This window comes from Candidatus Limnocylindrales bacterium (assembly GCA_035626395.1).
In the GTDB taxonomy this organism is placed as follows: Bacteria; Desulfobacterota; Binatia; order UBA1149; family CAITLU01; genus DASPNH01.
Genome location: DASPNR010000024.1, coordinates 1 through 14,728, shown reverse-complemented (window position 1 = coordinate 14,728; position 14,728 = coordinate 1). Strand labels below are relative to the sequence as shown.

Annotated in this window: 12 protein-coding genes, 1 tRNA gene and 2 pseudogenes; 9 read left to right on the top strand and 6 right to left on the bottom strand. The window is 67.2% G+C overall.

Features of this window, described 5'->3' with window-relative positions; genetic code table 11:
* Positions 1 to 128 (bottom strand): annotated as a pseudogene (locus tag VEC57_08695) (transposase).
* Positions 129 to 150: 22 nt separating this feature from the next.
* Here VEC57_08695 and VEC57_08690 point away from each other — a divergent pair.
* Positions 151 to 276: pseudogene (locus VEC57_08690) on the top strand (ATP-binding protein).
* Between the two features lie 441 nt (positions 277 to 717).
* Here VEC57_08690 and VEC57_08685 read toward each other — a convergent pair.
* Positions 718 to 793 (bottom strand) — tRNA-Asn (locus VEC57_08685).
* Between the two features lie 151 nt (positions 794 to 944).
* On the opposite strand from VEC57_08685, the gene VEC57_08680 reads away from it, so the two are divergent.
* The 4 genes from VEC57_08680 (at position 945) to VEC57_08665 (ending at position 4,821) form a co-directional block, all read left to right on the top strand.
* The gene (locus tag VEC57_08680) at positions 945 to 1,706 is read left to right on the top strand and encodes an alpha/beta fold hydrolase (protein ID HYB99201.1); all 762 of its coding nucleotides are present in this window, start codon (positions 945 to 947) and stop codon (positions 1,704 to 1,706) included.
* Between the two features lie 114 nt (positions 1,707 to 1,820).
* Positions 1,821 to 2,264: a hypothetical protein gene (locus VEC57_08675; protein HYB99200.1), complete on the top strand. Its 444-nt coding sequence runs from the start codon at positions 1,821 to 1,823 to the stop codon at positions 2,262 to 2,264.
* 126 nt (positions 2,265 to 2,390) lie between these two features.
* Positions 2,391 to 3,035, top strand: a complete 645-nt coding sequence (locus VEC57_08670; protein ID HYB99199.1) for a carbonic anhydrase — start codon at positions 2,391 to 2,393, stop codon at positions 3,033 to 3,035.
* Between the two features lie 475 nt (positions 3,036 to 3,510).
* Positions 3,511 to 4,821 (top strand): hypothetical protein, encoded by a 1,311-nt coding sequence (locus tag VEC57_08665; GenBank protein HYB99198.1) that lies wholly within the window; start codon positions 3,511 to 3,513, stop codon positions 4,819 to 4,821.
* A 92-nt stretch (positions 4,822 to 4,913) separates the two neighbouring features.
* Here VEC57_08665 and VEC57_08660 read toward each other — a convergent pair whose 3' ends face one another.
* Positions 4,914 to 5,552, bottom strand: coding sequence for a TetR/AcrR family transcriptional regulator (locus VEC57_08660; GenBank protein ID HYB99197.1), 639 nt, complete (start codon positions 5,550 to 5,552; stop codon positions 4,914 to 4,916).
* Between the two features lie 89 nt (positions 5,553 to 5,641).
* Between VEC57_08660 and VEC57_08655 the strand changes: the two genes are divergently transcribed.
* On the top strand, positions 5,642 to 6,289 hold the full coding sequence (locus VEC57_08655; protein HYB99196.1) for an isoprenylcysteine carboxylmethyltransferase family protein: 648 nt from the start codon (positions 5,642 to 5,644) through the stop codon (positions 6,287 to 6,289).
* On the top strand, positions 6,286 to 6,978 hold the full coding sequence (locus tag VEC57_08650) for a class I SAM-dependent methyltransferase (GenBank protein HYB99195.1): 693 nt from the start codon (positions 6,286 to 6,288) through the stop codon (positions 6,976 to 6,978). The genes VEC57_08655 and VEC57_08650 overlap by 4 nt, the downstream gene beginning before the upstream one ends.
* Positions 6,979 to 7,068: 90 nt before the next feature.
* On the opposite strand, the gene VEC57_08645 is transcribed toward VEC57_08650, so the two are convergent.
* On the bottom strand, positions 7,069 to 8,640 hold the full coding sequence (locus tag VEC57_08645; protein ID HYB99194.1) for a sulfatase-like hydrolase/transferase: 1,572 nt from the start codon (positions 8,638 to 8,640) through the stop codon (positions 7,069 to 7,071).
* Between the two features lie 151 nt (positions 8,641 to 8,791).
* On the opposite strand from VEC57_08645, the gene VEC57_08640 reads away from it, so the two are divergent.
* A complete protein-coding gene (locus VEC57_08640; protein ID HYB99193.1) occupies positions 8,792 to 10,363 on the top strand; it encodes an alkaline phosphatase family protein in 1,572 nt (523 codons plus the stop codon).
* Between the two features lie 3 nt (positions 10,364 to 10,366).
* On the opposite strand, the gene VEC57_08635 is transcribed toward VEC57_08640, so the two are convergent.
* Positions 10,367 to 10,852, bottom strand: a complete 486-nt coding sequence (locus VEC57_08635; GenBank protein HYB99192.1) for a hypothetical protein — start codon at positions 10,850 to 10,852, stop codon at positions 10,367 to 10,369.
* 96 nt (positions 10,853 to 10,948) lie between these two features.
* Between VEC57_08635 and uvrB the strand changes: the two genes are divergently transcribed.
* Positions 10,949 to 12,955, top strand: a complete 2,007-nt coding sequence (gene uvrB / locus VEC57_08630; GenBank protein HYB99191.1) for an excinuclease ABC subunit UvrB — start codon at positions 10,949 to 10,951, stop codon at positions 12,953 to 12,955.
* Between the two features lie 8 nt (positions 12,956 to 12,963).
* Here uvrB and VEC57_08625 read toward each other — a convergent pair.
* On the bottom strand, positions 12,964 to 14,728 hold a 1,765-nt coding region (locus tag VEC57_08625; protein ID HYB99190.1), incomplete at its 5' end, for a 3'-5' exonuclease.

The window sequence follows — 14,728 nt, the reverse complement described above, 5'->3', positions numbered from 1 at the left end:
AGTTCCTGCACCTCAGCGACAGAACCGAACAGGTAAGCGTCGAGCACTTCCTGGCGGAAGCTGCGGTTGAACCGCTCCACGAACGCATTCTGATCGGGCTTGCCGGGTTGGATGTAGCGAATCTGGATCTTTCGGTCCTCGGAGATCCTGGCCGGCGACGAGGTGCTGGCCACCGCAATCCTGGACAGGCTGCTGCACAACAGCCACGCCCTGGACATCAAGGGACGCAGCTACAGGCTCAGGGACCTGGAACGGGCCGTGACCCAGCAATCGTAAGGGAGGATGTCGCCGAGGACGCAGAACCGAAATCGAACAGTCGAGAATCTCAGGACTTAGGATCAACCGAGGTGCGCGAATCTGGATGTCGTCTTAGTGCGCGAGAGTGGGTGTCGCTGGACAGGCCGGCGAGGACGCGCCGCGGCCTTCAGCGGCGAGCCACCGCGCAAGAGCGCGGCACGGCGAATGGGCGTTCGTTAACCAGAGAGTGTGTCTTCGAGTAGGTCAATGGTCGCGCCTGTTAAACGCGCGCCGTCTCTCTGCCCGAAACCGTTCTGAGAGCCAGACGACAACCAACTCTGAGCCGGGCCGGGCTGCTAACGGGCGCCATCGTTTAACACCCACCCGCCGCCTCGATCCTAAAGTCGCTGCGCAGAAAGCAGAAACCCCGACCGGCATCGACCGGTCGGGGTTTTAGAGACATTCCGCCCACTTAGAAGATGGCTCCCCGGGCCGGACTCGAACCAGCGACATGGTGGTTAACAGCCACCCGCTCTACCGACTGAGCTACCGGGGAACAGCCGGCGCTTATACAGAGGATGGACGGCGCGGGCAAAATACCGATGCAGCGCGGCGGGCGGTTGCTGCCAATCTCTCGACCGGCCATCTATCGACTGCCGCCGCCGTCCTGGAAGCCCCTTGGCGCGGGACGCTCCCGCGCACCCCGGATGATCCGCGCGCATCTCACCACCACCGCCGACGGTCCCGAGCATTGGCTCGAGGCCGGCCGTGGGCCCGACGTCTTTCTCTTCCCGAGCCCGCTGATCCGCGGCCACACCTACGCCGGCCTGATCGAGGCGTTGTCGGGTTTCCACGTCGTGGCTGCCGATGCGCCGGGCTCAGGCCTGTCGGCGCCCGTGCCGGCGCCCTGGAGTTTTGAGCAGTACATGGAGTGGCTGGACTCCTTCCTGGACACGGCGGGGCTGAGACGGCCCATCGTCATCGCACACTCCAACTCGGCGATGCCGGCGCTGCTTCTGGCGAGCCTGCGGCCGTCGCGGCTCTCCCAGCTCATCCTGGCCGACCCGGTCGGCTTCCAGCCGCGCATGTCCTATCTGAACATGATTGCGCGGCGGGCGATGGACGCGCTGGACGAGCCGGGCGTTACGGTGGCCGGCACGCCGCACCTGCTGCGCAATCTGGCAGCGCACACGCGCAGCTTCCTGACGCACGCCCGGGCCTCGATCGACGCCGACTGGAGCGCATACGGACTGCGCGTGCAGGTCCCAACGCTGATCGCCTGGGGCGCTCGCGACAAGACGACATCCTTCCTCGACAGCATGCTCCGTGCGCGAGAGCTCATTCCTCACGCCGCAACCCTCATCTCGCCGCGCGGTAGCCACGACTGGTTGATCGAGCGGCCGGGCGAGTTCGCGCACTTCGTCCGATCGCTGCCAAGCGGCGACGCCTCGAGCCCGGGAGCGGCCTGAGAGCGTCGCGCTAGCAGTCCCAGACGCGGCAGCGGAGGCACCACCGCGTGCAGCCGCCGCGCCCATCCGACGCGCGCTGGCATGGAAACGTGCACCGAGGCAGGGATGCTCGGCATGAACGCGACTATCGAGAAATTCGGCTACCCGACAACCCTCATCGCCGACTACGACCACTGGGTCGTCCTCCTGCGGCCGAAGCAGGTCACTGCGGGCTGCCTCGTCCTGGCCTGCAAGGATGACGTCGGCGCCTTCTCCGCGATCTCCGAAGCCGCCTTCACCGAGCTCAAGACCATTACGGCCGACATCGAAGCGAACCTGGCTTCGCTGGTCCACTACGACAGGATCAACTACCTCATGTTGATGATGGTGGACCCGCACGTGCACTTTCACGTCGTTCCACGCCATGCCGAGCCGCGCACCATTGCCGGCGCGACCATCGCCGACGCTGCGTGGCCGAAGCCGCCCGACCTCACAACCGCCGCGCAGCTCACCGACGAGACGCTGACTGCGATCCGCGACCACATCGCGACGTGCTGGCGAAAGATGATCGATCGGTAGCAGCCGAAAAACTGGCGTCGGAGGAGGCGATCGCGCGGCAGTGGCCGCGAGCGAGTGCCGGTTGTAAGTCCAGCGATGTTGCGGCAAATGGCCGTGGCTCCCGCCGCGCGGGCCACGGATACGACAATGCCACACACCTACGATCCCGATTCCCCCACGCCCAAGCAGGCACTGCAGCGGCTCATCGACGGGAACCTGCGGTTCCGAGAAGGACGCGGCACGAGCGGGACGCGCGGATGGAGTCCCGATCTGGCACAGGGGCAGCGGCCCTTCGCCATCGTTCTCGGTTGCTCGGACTCCCGCACGCCGGTCGAGATCCTGTTCGATCAGGGCTTCGGTGATCTCTTCGTCGTGCGGATCGCCGGCAACATCGTCGCACCCTCGGTGGTGGGGTCCATCGAGTTCGCCGCCTCGCAGTTCGGTTCGCGTCTGGTGGTGGTGATGGGTCATACCCGGTGCGGAGCCATCGCCGCCACGGTGCATGCCATCGAGACCGGCGCAGGCCCCGAATCGAAGAACCTGCGATCGATCACCGATCGCATCGCGCCGCACATCGAGGAGCTGGTCCGCGCCTGCGCCGCGGGCAGGTCGGGCGAAGAATCGGTTACGCGCGAAGCCATGCGCGCCAACGTCCGCGCCTCGGTCGATCATCTCCGTCACGGCAGTCAGCTCCTGGAAGAGCTCGTCGTGTCGGGTCGCCTCGTCGTCGTCGGAGCCGAATACGAGTTGGAGACGGGCGCAATTCGTTTTCTCGACGATGTCGCCGGCTGACCCTCCGTCCGGCACCTGACCTCGGCCGCCGCTCTTTCGGGCATGACGCGGGCCTGCTGAGACGGCATTGCAGCTGGTCTCGCTGCCCTGCCCATCAGGTGCGAGATCGGCGCATGTCCCCCAACAAAGCGTCTGACGCGTCGCCGATGAGCAGCGCAATCCGCTCCCGCGTAGAGGTCGGCACGCAACGACGAGCCGCCACACCAAACCGCGGCGCTGCGGACGCGTAGCTCGGCATTCGTCGAAAAATCACGGCCGGGCTGCGCGGGACGGCGGCAGAGACGATCGCAGTCGGACACGATTGGGCGCCAACGAACGGAACTCGAAGCGCTTCATGCTCTGGTCGAAGCTCCGACCGTTCTTGTCGGCCCCGCACCCGCATGCCTAGAGTCTACCTGGCGGAGCGCGATCGCTCTCCGCGAATCGACAGGCATCGAGGCATCCTATGCGACGCGAGAGCACTCTTCGTGCGACCGTGACCGGGTGTGGTGTGTTCGCCGGCAGCGCAGCGACCGGGAAATCCCCACCTTCGATCGCGATCCTCTTCGCCGCTGCTTTTCTGGCCGGCGGCGCGTTCGTGGTGGCGGTTCCCTCGCACGCTTCCGAATGCGGTAACGGCGTGGTCGAGCCCAGCGAGGAGTGCGATCCCGGCGGGCGCCTCTACTTCGACGGCGACCCTGCCGGCGATCCCTGCACCAGCGACGGCAACTGCTTCTTCGAGTTCTCGTGCTGCAAGTTCAATTGCCAGCACGTGGGGCAGGGCGCCACGTGCAACGACGACAACCCGTGCACGCGCAACGACCAGTGCAACAACGTCGGCATGTGCAGGGGCAATGACATGGCCGAGGGCGCCATCTGCGAGGATGGGGATCCCTGCACGATCGGCGATCGCTGCCTGAGCGACGTGTGCACGGGCAATGAGCCGCTCATGGTCGACCTGTGTCCATGGACGCTCGCTTCCAGCGCGGCCATTGGCAACGACCGCCTGACGACGGGCTTCAGCGCGATCATCGAAGGCGACGTGTGCGCGCAGTCGCTCACTCTCGGGGAAGCTTCCACCTACCGCGGCGACGCGGTCGCGATGCGCGACACCGGCCGCACTGCCATCCGCGTCGGCGTCAATGCCAGGATCGACGGGAACGTCGCCAGCGGCGGCGGCGGGGCTACGGGCATGCCCGGCGACACCAGGCTGCCCCACGTCGATGCGTACAGCCTGGCGCCTGGAACGCTGACGCCGAAAGACGACGGCAGCGGGGTCTACGACCTGACCGGCGATCATCCGCTGGTGGAGCAATGCTCGATGGCACGAGCTTCGTTCGGCTACGTTGCTTCGGAGCTGGATCTGATGCCCGCCGACGCGAGCCATGACCGTTTGATGCTGCACCCGCGCGAGACTGTTCAGATCACGGCGCCGGTTCCCGGGGCGATCAACGTCATCGACATCGAGGACGTTTTTGGCGCCAACGAGTCGGTCCTTCGCCTCGACGGCGGCGGCGACGGCGACACGGCGGTGGTGCTGCGCATATCGGGCCGCTTCATGATGCGGGCGCAGTCACGCGTCGAACTGGCCGGAGGCCTGGAGCCCGAGGACGTGCTGATCTACGTCGCCGGTCGCGTCTGCGACATCGGCGACAAGGCCGCCGGCGCCGGCACGCTGCTGTGCACGCGCGGGCGGATCAGGGCGGGCCTGCAGGTGGAGTGGGCGGGTGCCATCTGGGGCAACGGAAAGATGCTCCGCGTCGGCGATCATTTCGAGATCGACTACCGGCCGTTCCAGGGCTTCTGAAGCATCGACAACACGTTTCATCGCCGGCCCGGCGGTGCGGCGTGCCAAGGGCAATGGCACCGTGCGCGCGTGCGTACGGTGCCATTGCCGTTTCAGGCCGAAGCGTTGAGGTAGGCCGTCACCAGAGTCACGATCTCTTCGACGTACGCCTGCGACCGCGCCGGCCCCTCTCCATGCACGACGAGCCGGTGTGTCAGCCCTTCGACCGTCTGCACGACGACGGCAGCGGCAAGCGCGGGGTCGCGGCGAGTCACCGCCGGATGCATGCGAAGGTAATCGGCCACTCGCGCGGTGATGCGCTCCTCCACCTCGGCGAGCTGGCGGCGCACGCGGCGAGGCAGCGGCGCCTCCTCGAACAACACGCGGTGCAGCTGTCGGTCCCGCGCGTGCAAGTCCACCATCGCCGTCACGAAACGGCTGATCATCTCGCGAACGTGACCAGGGCCGCTCGGAGCCTCCAGGGCCACGCGCGCCAGGATGACCTCGCCCTGGCGAATGTGCTCCTCCATGAGGGCCACCAGGAGCGCATCCTTGTTGGGGAAGTACTCGTACAGGGATCCGATCGAGACGCCGGCGCGCTCGGCGATGTGATTGGTGGTGGTGCCGGCGTACCCGCGGGACGTGAAAACCTGAGCCGCGGCTTTGAGGATCGCCGTCACGGTGTCGCGCGACCGGCTCTGAAGCGGCTGTTTTCGCGGGCGAAGCGTGTCGATGCGGCGGGTGCGGGGCATGGGCCTGAATCCGAGTAGCGAACCTGAGCAATTGCTCGTATTCGTAGTGGTGTATCCCGGCGCCTGCCGGGCTGCAAGGAGCTGCCGCGATGCCACTCGTTGCCCTGATCGGTCTCGTTCTCTTCGGTGTTCTGGCCTTCGGCCTGCGCGCCTGGATTCACTACCGCCGCACCGGCACCACCGGCTTCGTCGGGCTCACCGGCGCCGTGGGATCGCTCGAATGGCTGGCGGGAGTGATGTTCGCAGCCGCGCTCGCGCTGGCGGTGGCCGCACCTTTGGCCGATCTTGCAGGCTGGACGCATCGTCTGCCGTGGGACGGGCCTGCCGCCCACGCCGCTGGGATCGTGTTGTTCGCGTGCGGTCTGGCCGGAACGTTGTGGGCGCAGCTCGCGATGGGCGATTCGTGGCGGATCGGCGTCGATGCCAGCGCGCGCACGGACCTGGTGGACGGCGGGCCGTTTCGCTGGGTTCGCAATCCCATCTTCACGGCCATGACGTTTGCGCTGCTGGGGTTGCTGCTTCTGGTGCCGACTGTTCTCTCCCTTGCGGCGGTGGCCGCGCTGGTGCTGGCGCTCGAGCTCCAGGTGCGCTGGGTCGAGGAGCCGTATCTGGAGGCAACGCACGGGCGCCGCTATCGCGAGTATGCGGCGCGCACCGGTCGTTTCCTTCCCGGCATCGGCCGCTGGGAGCAGGGCGGCCGGCCTGGGCAGCGAACTGCGCAGGAGAAAACGACATGAACGATCCGCAACGCGAGCCGCAGACCTCACCGATGTCGTTCGTCCCCGCGCTCGGCGCGGACTGGCTGACGCCGCTCTACGACACCGTGGCGCTGCTGACGGGAGAGCGGTTCTTCAAGCGCCGTCTGGTCACCGTCGCGGGCATCCGGGCGGGGCACGACGTTCTCGATCTCGGCTGCGGCACCGGAACGCTGGCGCTGATGGTCAAGCAGGCGTGCGAGCAGGCGAACGTGACGGGGCTCGATCTGGACCCGAAGATCCTGGCCATCGCCAGGCGCAAGGTCGACGCGGCGGGCGTTGCCATCGAGCTGCGGCAGGGGTCGGCGACCGCTCCGCCTTTCGAGCGCGCATCGTTCGACCGCGTGCTGACGACGCTGATGCTGCACCACCTGACGACGGCGCAGAAACGCGAAGCGCTCTCGGCAGCACGAACACTGCTGCGCCCAGGCGGCGAGCTGCACATCGCCGATTGGGGAAGGCCGCACAATGCTCTCATGCGCATCGCCGCGATCAGCTTCCGGTTGCTCGACGGCGACGAGACGACGGCCGCCAATCTGGCCGGCGAGCTGCCGTCGCTGGTGAGCGCGGCAGGCTTCCGCGACGTGGCGGAAACGGAGCGGTGGATGACTCCGTTCGGCACTCTCGCCTTCATTCGTGCGCGCGTGCCGTCGGAAGCGAGGGCGGTCTAGGCGTCGTCGCGATGCGCGCCCATGCGAGCATGCCCGTGACGTTGCCCGCGCGGATGAACCGGCAAGCGCGGGCCTACGCCTGCGCGGTCGCTACTCCAGGTAACCGAGCGACTTGAGCTGTTCCTCGAGTTCCTCGGGCACCGGCATCATCGCTTCGTCGTCCGCGTCGGCGCCGCCGCCGGTTTCGTTCGGCGCTTGGCCCTCACCGCCTTGCTCGGGCTCGACGGCCTGGAGCGGCTCGCCCGCATCGCCTTCCTCATCCAGCTCCGCATCGGGCGCTTGCTCGTCTGCCTCGTCGCCGACGGCTCCGTTGCGCGCGCCCGCGTTCACGGAGGCTTCCTGCTCTTCCGCCGGCGGAGGAGTCGCCGAAGGCTTGGGAAGAGCCTGCTGCGCGCTGGCAAACGCCCGGAGCGTGCGGCGGGCGTCGTACGCCGGGTGATCCTCGGGCAGCACCTCGGTCTCGTGAGGGTCCTTGTAGAGGTCGTAGGCTTCGTCGACGCCTTCGTCGGTGTAGGAGATCAGCTTGGCATCGGGTCGCGTGATCGCGATGCACTTGCCGCGGCTGCCCAGAGTTCCGGCGGTGCTGCTGGCCTCGCTGTAGACGATCGGGAACTCGCGCTGCTTGCGCTCGAGCATGGGCACGAGCGAGACGCCCGGCATGGCGTGCTCGATGCCGGTGATGTCCAGCAGCGTGCGCGCCACCGATATCGATGCCGGAATCTGTCCGGACACGCGGCGCCCACCCTTGGAGTAGCCGGGAACGTAGAGGACGTAAGGCACGTGCACCGTCTCGCGATATAGAAAGCGGACGTGGTCGCAGTTGCCGTGCTCGAAGAATTCCTCGCCGTGGTCCGAGGTCAACAGGATGACCGTCTTCTCCATCAGGCCGAGCTGACGCAGCGCGCGGAAGAGGACGCCGAGGGAGCGGTCGCCGTGATGAATGGAGGCGTCGTAGTAGCGGATGATGCGCTGCAGATCCTCGTTGCTCGGCTCATCGCGGCTGTCGCGCAGGCAGTAGCGGCCCTGCTCGGTGGCGGCGCCGGGATCGAGGTCCATGGCCCTCTTGTCGGCCGGCTTGGAGTAGTACGGCCGGTGCGCGTCGTAGCCATGGATGAACGCGAAGAACTTGCGCTCGCGATTGGTGCGCAGCCAGGCGATCGCCCGATCCAGGTTGTGCTCGAAGCGCCGGCCGCCGCTCTTGTAGATGTCGAAGCCGCGGTCGAAGCCGTAGTGGTCGGACACGAACCCGCCGCCGTTGAAGCCGCCGGTCACGTAGCCGGCGGCGCCGAAAACCTCGGGCAGGACGCGATTGACCCGCGGCAGAACGCGGACGGCCGGATAGTGCACGACGCCGAGCCGGCCCGGATACAGCCCGCTCAGCATCGAGCCGTGCGCCGGCAGGGTCCACGCAGCCTGCGAGATCGCCTTCTCGAACACCACGGCGTCCTGCGCGAACTGGTCGACGTTCGGCGTGGTCTTGCGATCGTAGCCATACAGGCTCATGTGGTCCGCGCGCACGGTGTCGAAGGAGATGAGGATGACGTTGCATCCTTCGCATACCGGCGTGTCGCTCCGGGCGACGGCACCGGGTGCGCGCGAGTAAAGGGAGAGGGCCAACGCCGTCAGTACGACGGTCAGCGTACGCAACACGAGACTTGCCATGGGAGGACTCGTGGGCAACTCTAGCTGCAGACCCCCAAGAAGTCTAAGAATTCTCTTACCCCTTCTGCGTGCGGATGTGCGTCTGCCGCCCGCGCGCACCGCTGCGGCAGCCCTGGCCGCGCGTGAAACGGACGAGGAACGGTAGTCTGGAATGAAGCGATGGACGATCGTGCTCTTGCTGGCGGCGGCGCTCGCTGGCGGCTGCACATCCGATGGAACGCAGGACGGCGCGCGCGTGATGGTGCTCGGCATCGACGGCGGCACCTGGACCGAGATCGAGCCGATGATGGAGAGAGGGGAGCTGCCGAACCTCGCCCGTCTCTACAAGGAGGGCCTGCACGGAATCCTCGAATCGCGCCCGCCCATCCTCTCTCCGGTCGTGTGGACGACCATCTTCACGGGCTTCGGCCACAAGACGCATGGAGTGCAGGACTGGAAGACCTCCCAGTCCATCCATCGGCGCGTCAACGCCATCTGGGAGATCCTGCGCGAAAAGGACATGAAGACGCACGTCTTCAACGTTCCCTCCACGTTCCCGCCCGACCCGGTCAAGGGCGTGATGCTCTCGGGCTTTCCTCTGAGCGGCTCGACGTTCTCCGGCAACACCGGCGAGGTTTTCACCGAGCAGGCGCTGCTGGAGCCCAAGGTCTCGGTGGCCTACCGCGACAACGCCGAGGCCATCCTGGCCAACGTCAAGAAGCTGGAGCCGGGCGCGTGGTCACCATGGTTCCAGGCCAAGGTGAAATCGCGGCCGAACTACGCCGGCGTCATGCGCGTCAAGCGTCTGGACGCGGACAAGTTCTACGTCTCGCCGCTGTATCGCACCGACGAGGGCATCATCATGAGCCATCCCAAGGAGCTGCGCGCGCAGGTCTCCGAGAAGCTCGGTGAGCCCTACATCCCCGAGGGCCCGGGCTGGAGCCGCTGGAATCAGCCCGATACCGCCGAGTACCTTTACGAGCACCTCGTCCAGGTCTTCGACATCCAGGCCAGGGCGGCAACGCTGTACGCCGGAGACGACTGGAAGCTGTTCGCGTTCATCATGACGCTGGTGGACCGCGTCTCCCATCCGTACTGGGCCTACGGCCACGCCGAAGACTACGAGGGCATGGACCCGCAGCGCGCCAAGCGCTACGGCAGCGCCGTCGCCGACTCGTATCGCAAGACCGATGAGGCGCTGGGCAAGCTGCTGGCAGCGGTGGAGGGCGACGATTTCTACGTCGTCATCACCTCCGACCACGGCTTCGAAAGCACGCCCGACAAGACCAAGCACATCGGCACGCATCACGCCGACGGCATCTACCTGGTGCACGGGCCGGGCATCGAGCCCGGAACCGGAGCGCGCACGTACATCGAGGACGTCACGCCGACGGTGCTCTATCTGATGGGGCAACCCATCGGCCGCGACATGGAAGGCAAGGTCATGCCGGACGTCGCTGCGGCCATCGGCCGCGTGCCCCAGCTCATCGACAGCTACGAGCAGGCCGCGCGCGAGGCCACCGACATGCCCGTCGACGACAAGACGTGGGAACAGCTGCGCGGTCTCGGCTACGTCGACGGCGCGCCGCCTCGCGCCGAGCAGGACAAGAAGGCCGAGCCGGCGCCGGCCAGGCCCGCTCCCGGAGCGCAAAAGCCCGCGGCCAGGCCGCGGCCGCAGGCGGCGCCCGAAGGCGACGTCCATCCCGAAGACGCGCCGCCGCCGGACGAAGCGCCGGCACACTAGCGCTCAGTAGCGATTGTCGTAGCGGGGATCCGGGCGGCGCGGGATCGGCGGAGAATACGGCGGCTCGCTCGGCGAAGGAGAGCGGGGCGCGCCGTTGACGCGCGCCTGCAGATCCTGCTTGTCGGCATTGCAGCGATCGAGTTCGGTTCGCAGGTTGCGCGCATTGTCTTCGCACGCCGTGGCTGCGGCTGCGCCGCCGGGGTTTGCCGCGGTGGCGGTGAGCTGATCGAGAAGAACTCTCTGCGCCGCCTGTTCCTGGCGCAGCGCTGCCACGCCTTCGTTGATGACGCGAAGCTCGTCGCTCGGCACCGGGCCGCCGCCGCTGGCGCGCGGCGGGCGAGTGGCCAGCTCGCTGCGCAAGGCGTCGTACTCCAGCGTGATCTGATTGAGGCTTTCGGTCAGCCGCACCACGCGGCTGCCCCACATGAAGTAGCCGAGCCCGACGCCGATGAGGATGGTGATGACCATCGTGAAGATGAGGCGCAGCACCGCGCCTACTTAGGTGCGGGGCCGCCTCAGGTCAAAACGGCTCCTGGGCAGGAAATGGCTCGGTTCCACCGATGGCCTGCGCTAGCTTGGCAGGTCGTGGAACGTACCGGCCGCTTCCATCTGTTCACGGACTTCGAGCTTCAGGGCGATCAGCCCGAGGCCGTGGCCGCGCTGACCGAAGGCATCGAGCAGGACCTGCGCCATCAGACGCTGCTCGGCGTCACGGGCTCGGGCAAGACCTTCACGATGGCCAACGTGATCGCCCGCTCGCAGCGGCCCGCCCTGGTGCTGGCGCCGAACAAGACCCTGGCCGCGCAGCTCTACAACGAGTTCAAGCTGCTGTTTCCCGAGAACGCGGTCCGCTACTTCGTCTCGTACTACGACTACTACCAGCCCGAGGCCTACGTCCCTTCCACCGACACCTACATCGAGAAGGATTCCTCCATCAACGACGAGATCGACAAGCTGCGCCACTCCGCCACGCGCGCGCTGCTGGAGCGCAACGACGTCCTGATCGTGGCGTCGGTCTCGTGCATCTACGGCCTGGGCTCGCCGCACGAGTATTTCGAGATGCTGCTGTTCCTGGAAGAGGGCATGCGCATCGACCGCGACGAGGTGCTCGAGAAGCTGGTGCGCATCCAGTACAAGCGCTCCGACATCGATTTCCATCGCGGCACGTTCCGCGTGCGCGGCGACGTCGTCGAAATATTCCCCGTCTACGAGGACTCGCGCGCAGTGCGCGTCGAGTTCTTCGACGACGAGGTCGAGGCGATCAAGGAGATCGATCCGCTGCGCGGCAAGGTCACCGGCCGCACCGAGCGGCTGTGCGTCTATCCGGCCAGCCACTACGTGACCTCGGCGCAGACGATGAAGAACGCGCTCGAGGGCATCCGCCAGGAACTGGGGACCCGCCTGGCCGAGCTGCGCCTGGCCGGCAAGCTGCTGGAGGCGCAGCGCCTGGAGCAGCGCACGCTCTACGACATCGAGCTGCTCTCGGAGATGGGCACCTGCCCCGGCGTCGAGAACTACTCGCGCCATCTGACCGGCCGCAAGCCCGGCGAGACGCCGCCCACGCTGCTGCACTACTTCCCCAAGGACTTCCTCGTGTTTCTCGACGAGAGCCACGTGACGGTTCCGCAGATCGGGGCGATGTACCGCGGCGATCGCTCGCGCAAGGAGACGCTGGTCGAGTTCGGGTTCCGCCTGCCCTCGGCGCTCGACAACCGGCCGCTCAAGTTCGAGGAGTTCGAGCGGATCATCGGGCCGTGCGTCTATGTCTCGGCAACTCCGGGCGACTACGAGATCCAGCGGAGCGGCGGCGTCATCGTCGAGCAGCTCGTACGGCCCACTGGCCTGGTGGATCCGGAGATCGAGGTGCGGCGCGCCGGCAACCAGGTCGACGATCTTCTCGACGAGGTGCGAAAGCGCGTGGAAGCGAACGAGCGCGTGCTCGTGACCACGCTGACCAAGAAGATGGCCGAGGATCTGACCGACTACTACCGCGACATCGGCGTCAACGTCCGGTACCTGCACTCGGACATCGATACGATCGAGCGCACCGAGATCATCCGCGACCTGCGCAGGGGCGTTTTCGACGTGCTCGTGGGCATCAACCTGCTGCGCGAAGGCCTCGATCTTCCGGAGGTCTCGCTGGTGGCGATCCTGGACGCCGACAAGGAGGGCTTCCTGCGTTCGGCGCGCTCGCTCATCCAGACGATCGGGCGCGCGGCGCGCAATCTGCACGGCAAGGTCATCCTGTATGCCGACGTGATGACCGATTCCATGAAGCAGGCCATCGAGGAGACCGACCGCCGCCGCGCCATCCAGACGGCCTACAACGCCGAGCACGGCATCACGCCGCGCACCGTCAGCAAGGCCATCGAGGATCCGCTGATCCGTTTCGCCGAGATGGATTATGCGCCCATCCCCGAGGTGGCCGAGGAGGGCCCGCGCTATCAGAGCGAGCGCGACGTCAAGGCGGAGATCGAGCGACTGCGCCGGCTGATGCGCGAGGCCGCCGACCGTCTGGACTTCGAGCGCGCGGCCGACCTGCGCGACAAGGCCAGGAAGCTCGAGCAGGAAGAGCTCGGGATCGGCGGGTAGCTCGCTCGCTACCTTGCGGCCTGCCTCGCCGGCCGCCGCTTCCTGCGCACGGCGGCCGCCTTGGCCGCCGGCTTCTTGCCGGCGCCGGCACCGATCAGCGGCCGCTTCTCGCCCGCCGGCACCCAGTCCGGCGGCGGCTTCTGTCCCGCAAACTCGTACAGGAACCGTGAGGCCATCGAGGGCTCGCGCCGTCCGTAGCGCGCTCGGCTGCGTGTGCGCGTGAACGTGAGCTCCTCGCGCGCCCGCGTGATGCCGACGTAGGCGAGGCGCCGCTCCTCGTCGATGCTGTTTTCCGCCGCCGCGCGTGCGTGCGGCAGCAGGCCCTCTTCGAGCCCCACGAGATAGACCTTCGGGTACTCGAGGCCCTTGGCCGCGTGCAGCGTCATCAGCGTGACGCTGTCTCGCCGGCGGGAGTCGCCGCTGGTCGGGTCGTCGTCGGCTTCGAGAGCCAGGTCGTGCAGAAAGCTCTCGAGCGTGGCCTTGGCCCCGTGCCGGCGGCGGTGGTTCTCGGCGAAGTTCACGACCTCCTCGACGGCCCCCCAGCGCTGCGCCTGCATCTCGGCCGTGGGATAGCTGCGCTCGACCTCGGTGCGGTAGGCGACGGTCTCGATGACATGGGCGACCAGGTTCTCCAGCGGCAGCCCGCACGTGCGCAGGGATGACAGAACGCCGAGAAAGACGGTGCACGCCTCGGCAGCCGCGGCCGGAACGCCGTCGACCGACGCCGCGCGTGAGAAGGCTTCCGAAACCGACACACCGTGATCGGACGCATGCTGCAGGATGCGGTCGATCGAAGCCTTGCCGATGCCGCGCGGCGGGCAGTTGATCACGCGCAGCAGCGCCAGCTCGTCGTCGGGATTCACGAGCACCTTCAGGTACGCGACGATGTCGCGGATCTCCTTGCGGTCGAAGAACGACATGCCGCCGACCAGCGTGTAGGGCACGCGCTCGGCCCGCAGCTCGGCCTCGAACACGCGTGCCTGCGGCCCGGTTCGAAACAGGATGGCGAAATCGCCCCAGCTCGCCTGGCCGGCCTCGACCTGCCGCCGGATCTCGCCGACGACGTGCGCCGCCTCCTCGTTCTCGTCGTCCAGCAGCAGGCCGCGCACCGGGCTTCCCGGACCGGCGTGGGCGCGCAGAGTCTTGTCGTGACGGTTCGGGTTGTTGCGGATGACGCGGTTGGCGGCGTCGAGGATGTGGGCCGTGGAGCGATAGTTCGTCTCCAGCTTGATGACCGTCGCGTTCTTGTAGTCGCGCTCGAAGCTCAGGATCTTGCCGATGTCGGCGCCGCGCCAGCCGTAGATCGACTGATCGTCGTCGCCGACCACGCACAGGTTCCCGTGGCGGCGGGCGATGGCGTGCACGATCTCGTACTGCGGGCCGTTGGTGTCCTGGTATTCGTCCACCATGACGTAGCGGTACCGTTCGCGCAGCAGGTCGGCGGCGCCGCCTTTCTTCTTCAGAAGCGCCAGCGCCTGCAGGAGGATGTCGTCGAAGTCGAGCGCCCGCGAGCGGCGAAGCTGCTCGTCGTAGCGCTTCCAGACGTGCGCCACGAGCTGCTCCTTGTCGTCGGTTGCAGCGTCGAGCGCGGACTCGGGCGTGTACAGGCGTCCCTTGAGCAGCGAGATTCGCGACAGCACCTGCGCCGGCTGCAGCGCGGCGCTGTCCATCTTCACCTCGCGCATCGCGCCGCGCAGGATCGAGATCTGGTCGGAATCGTCGCTGATCGTGAAGCGGCCGAGAGCGATCTCGTCGCCGTAGCGGCGCAGCAGG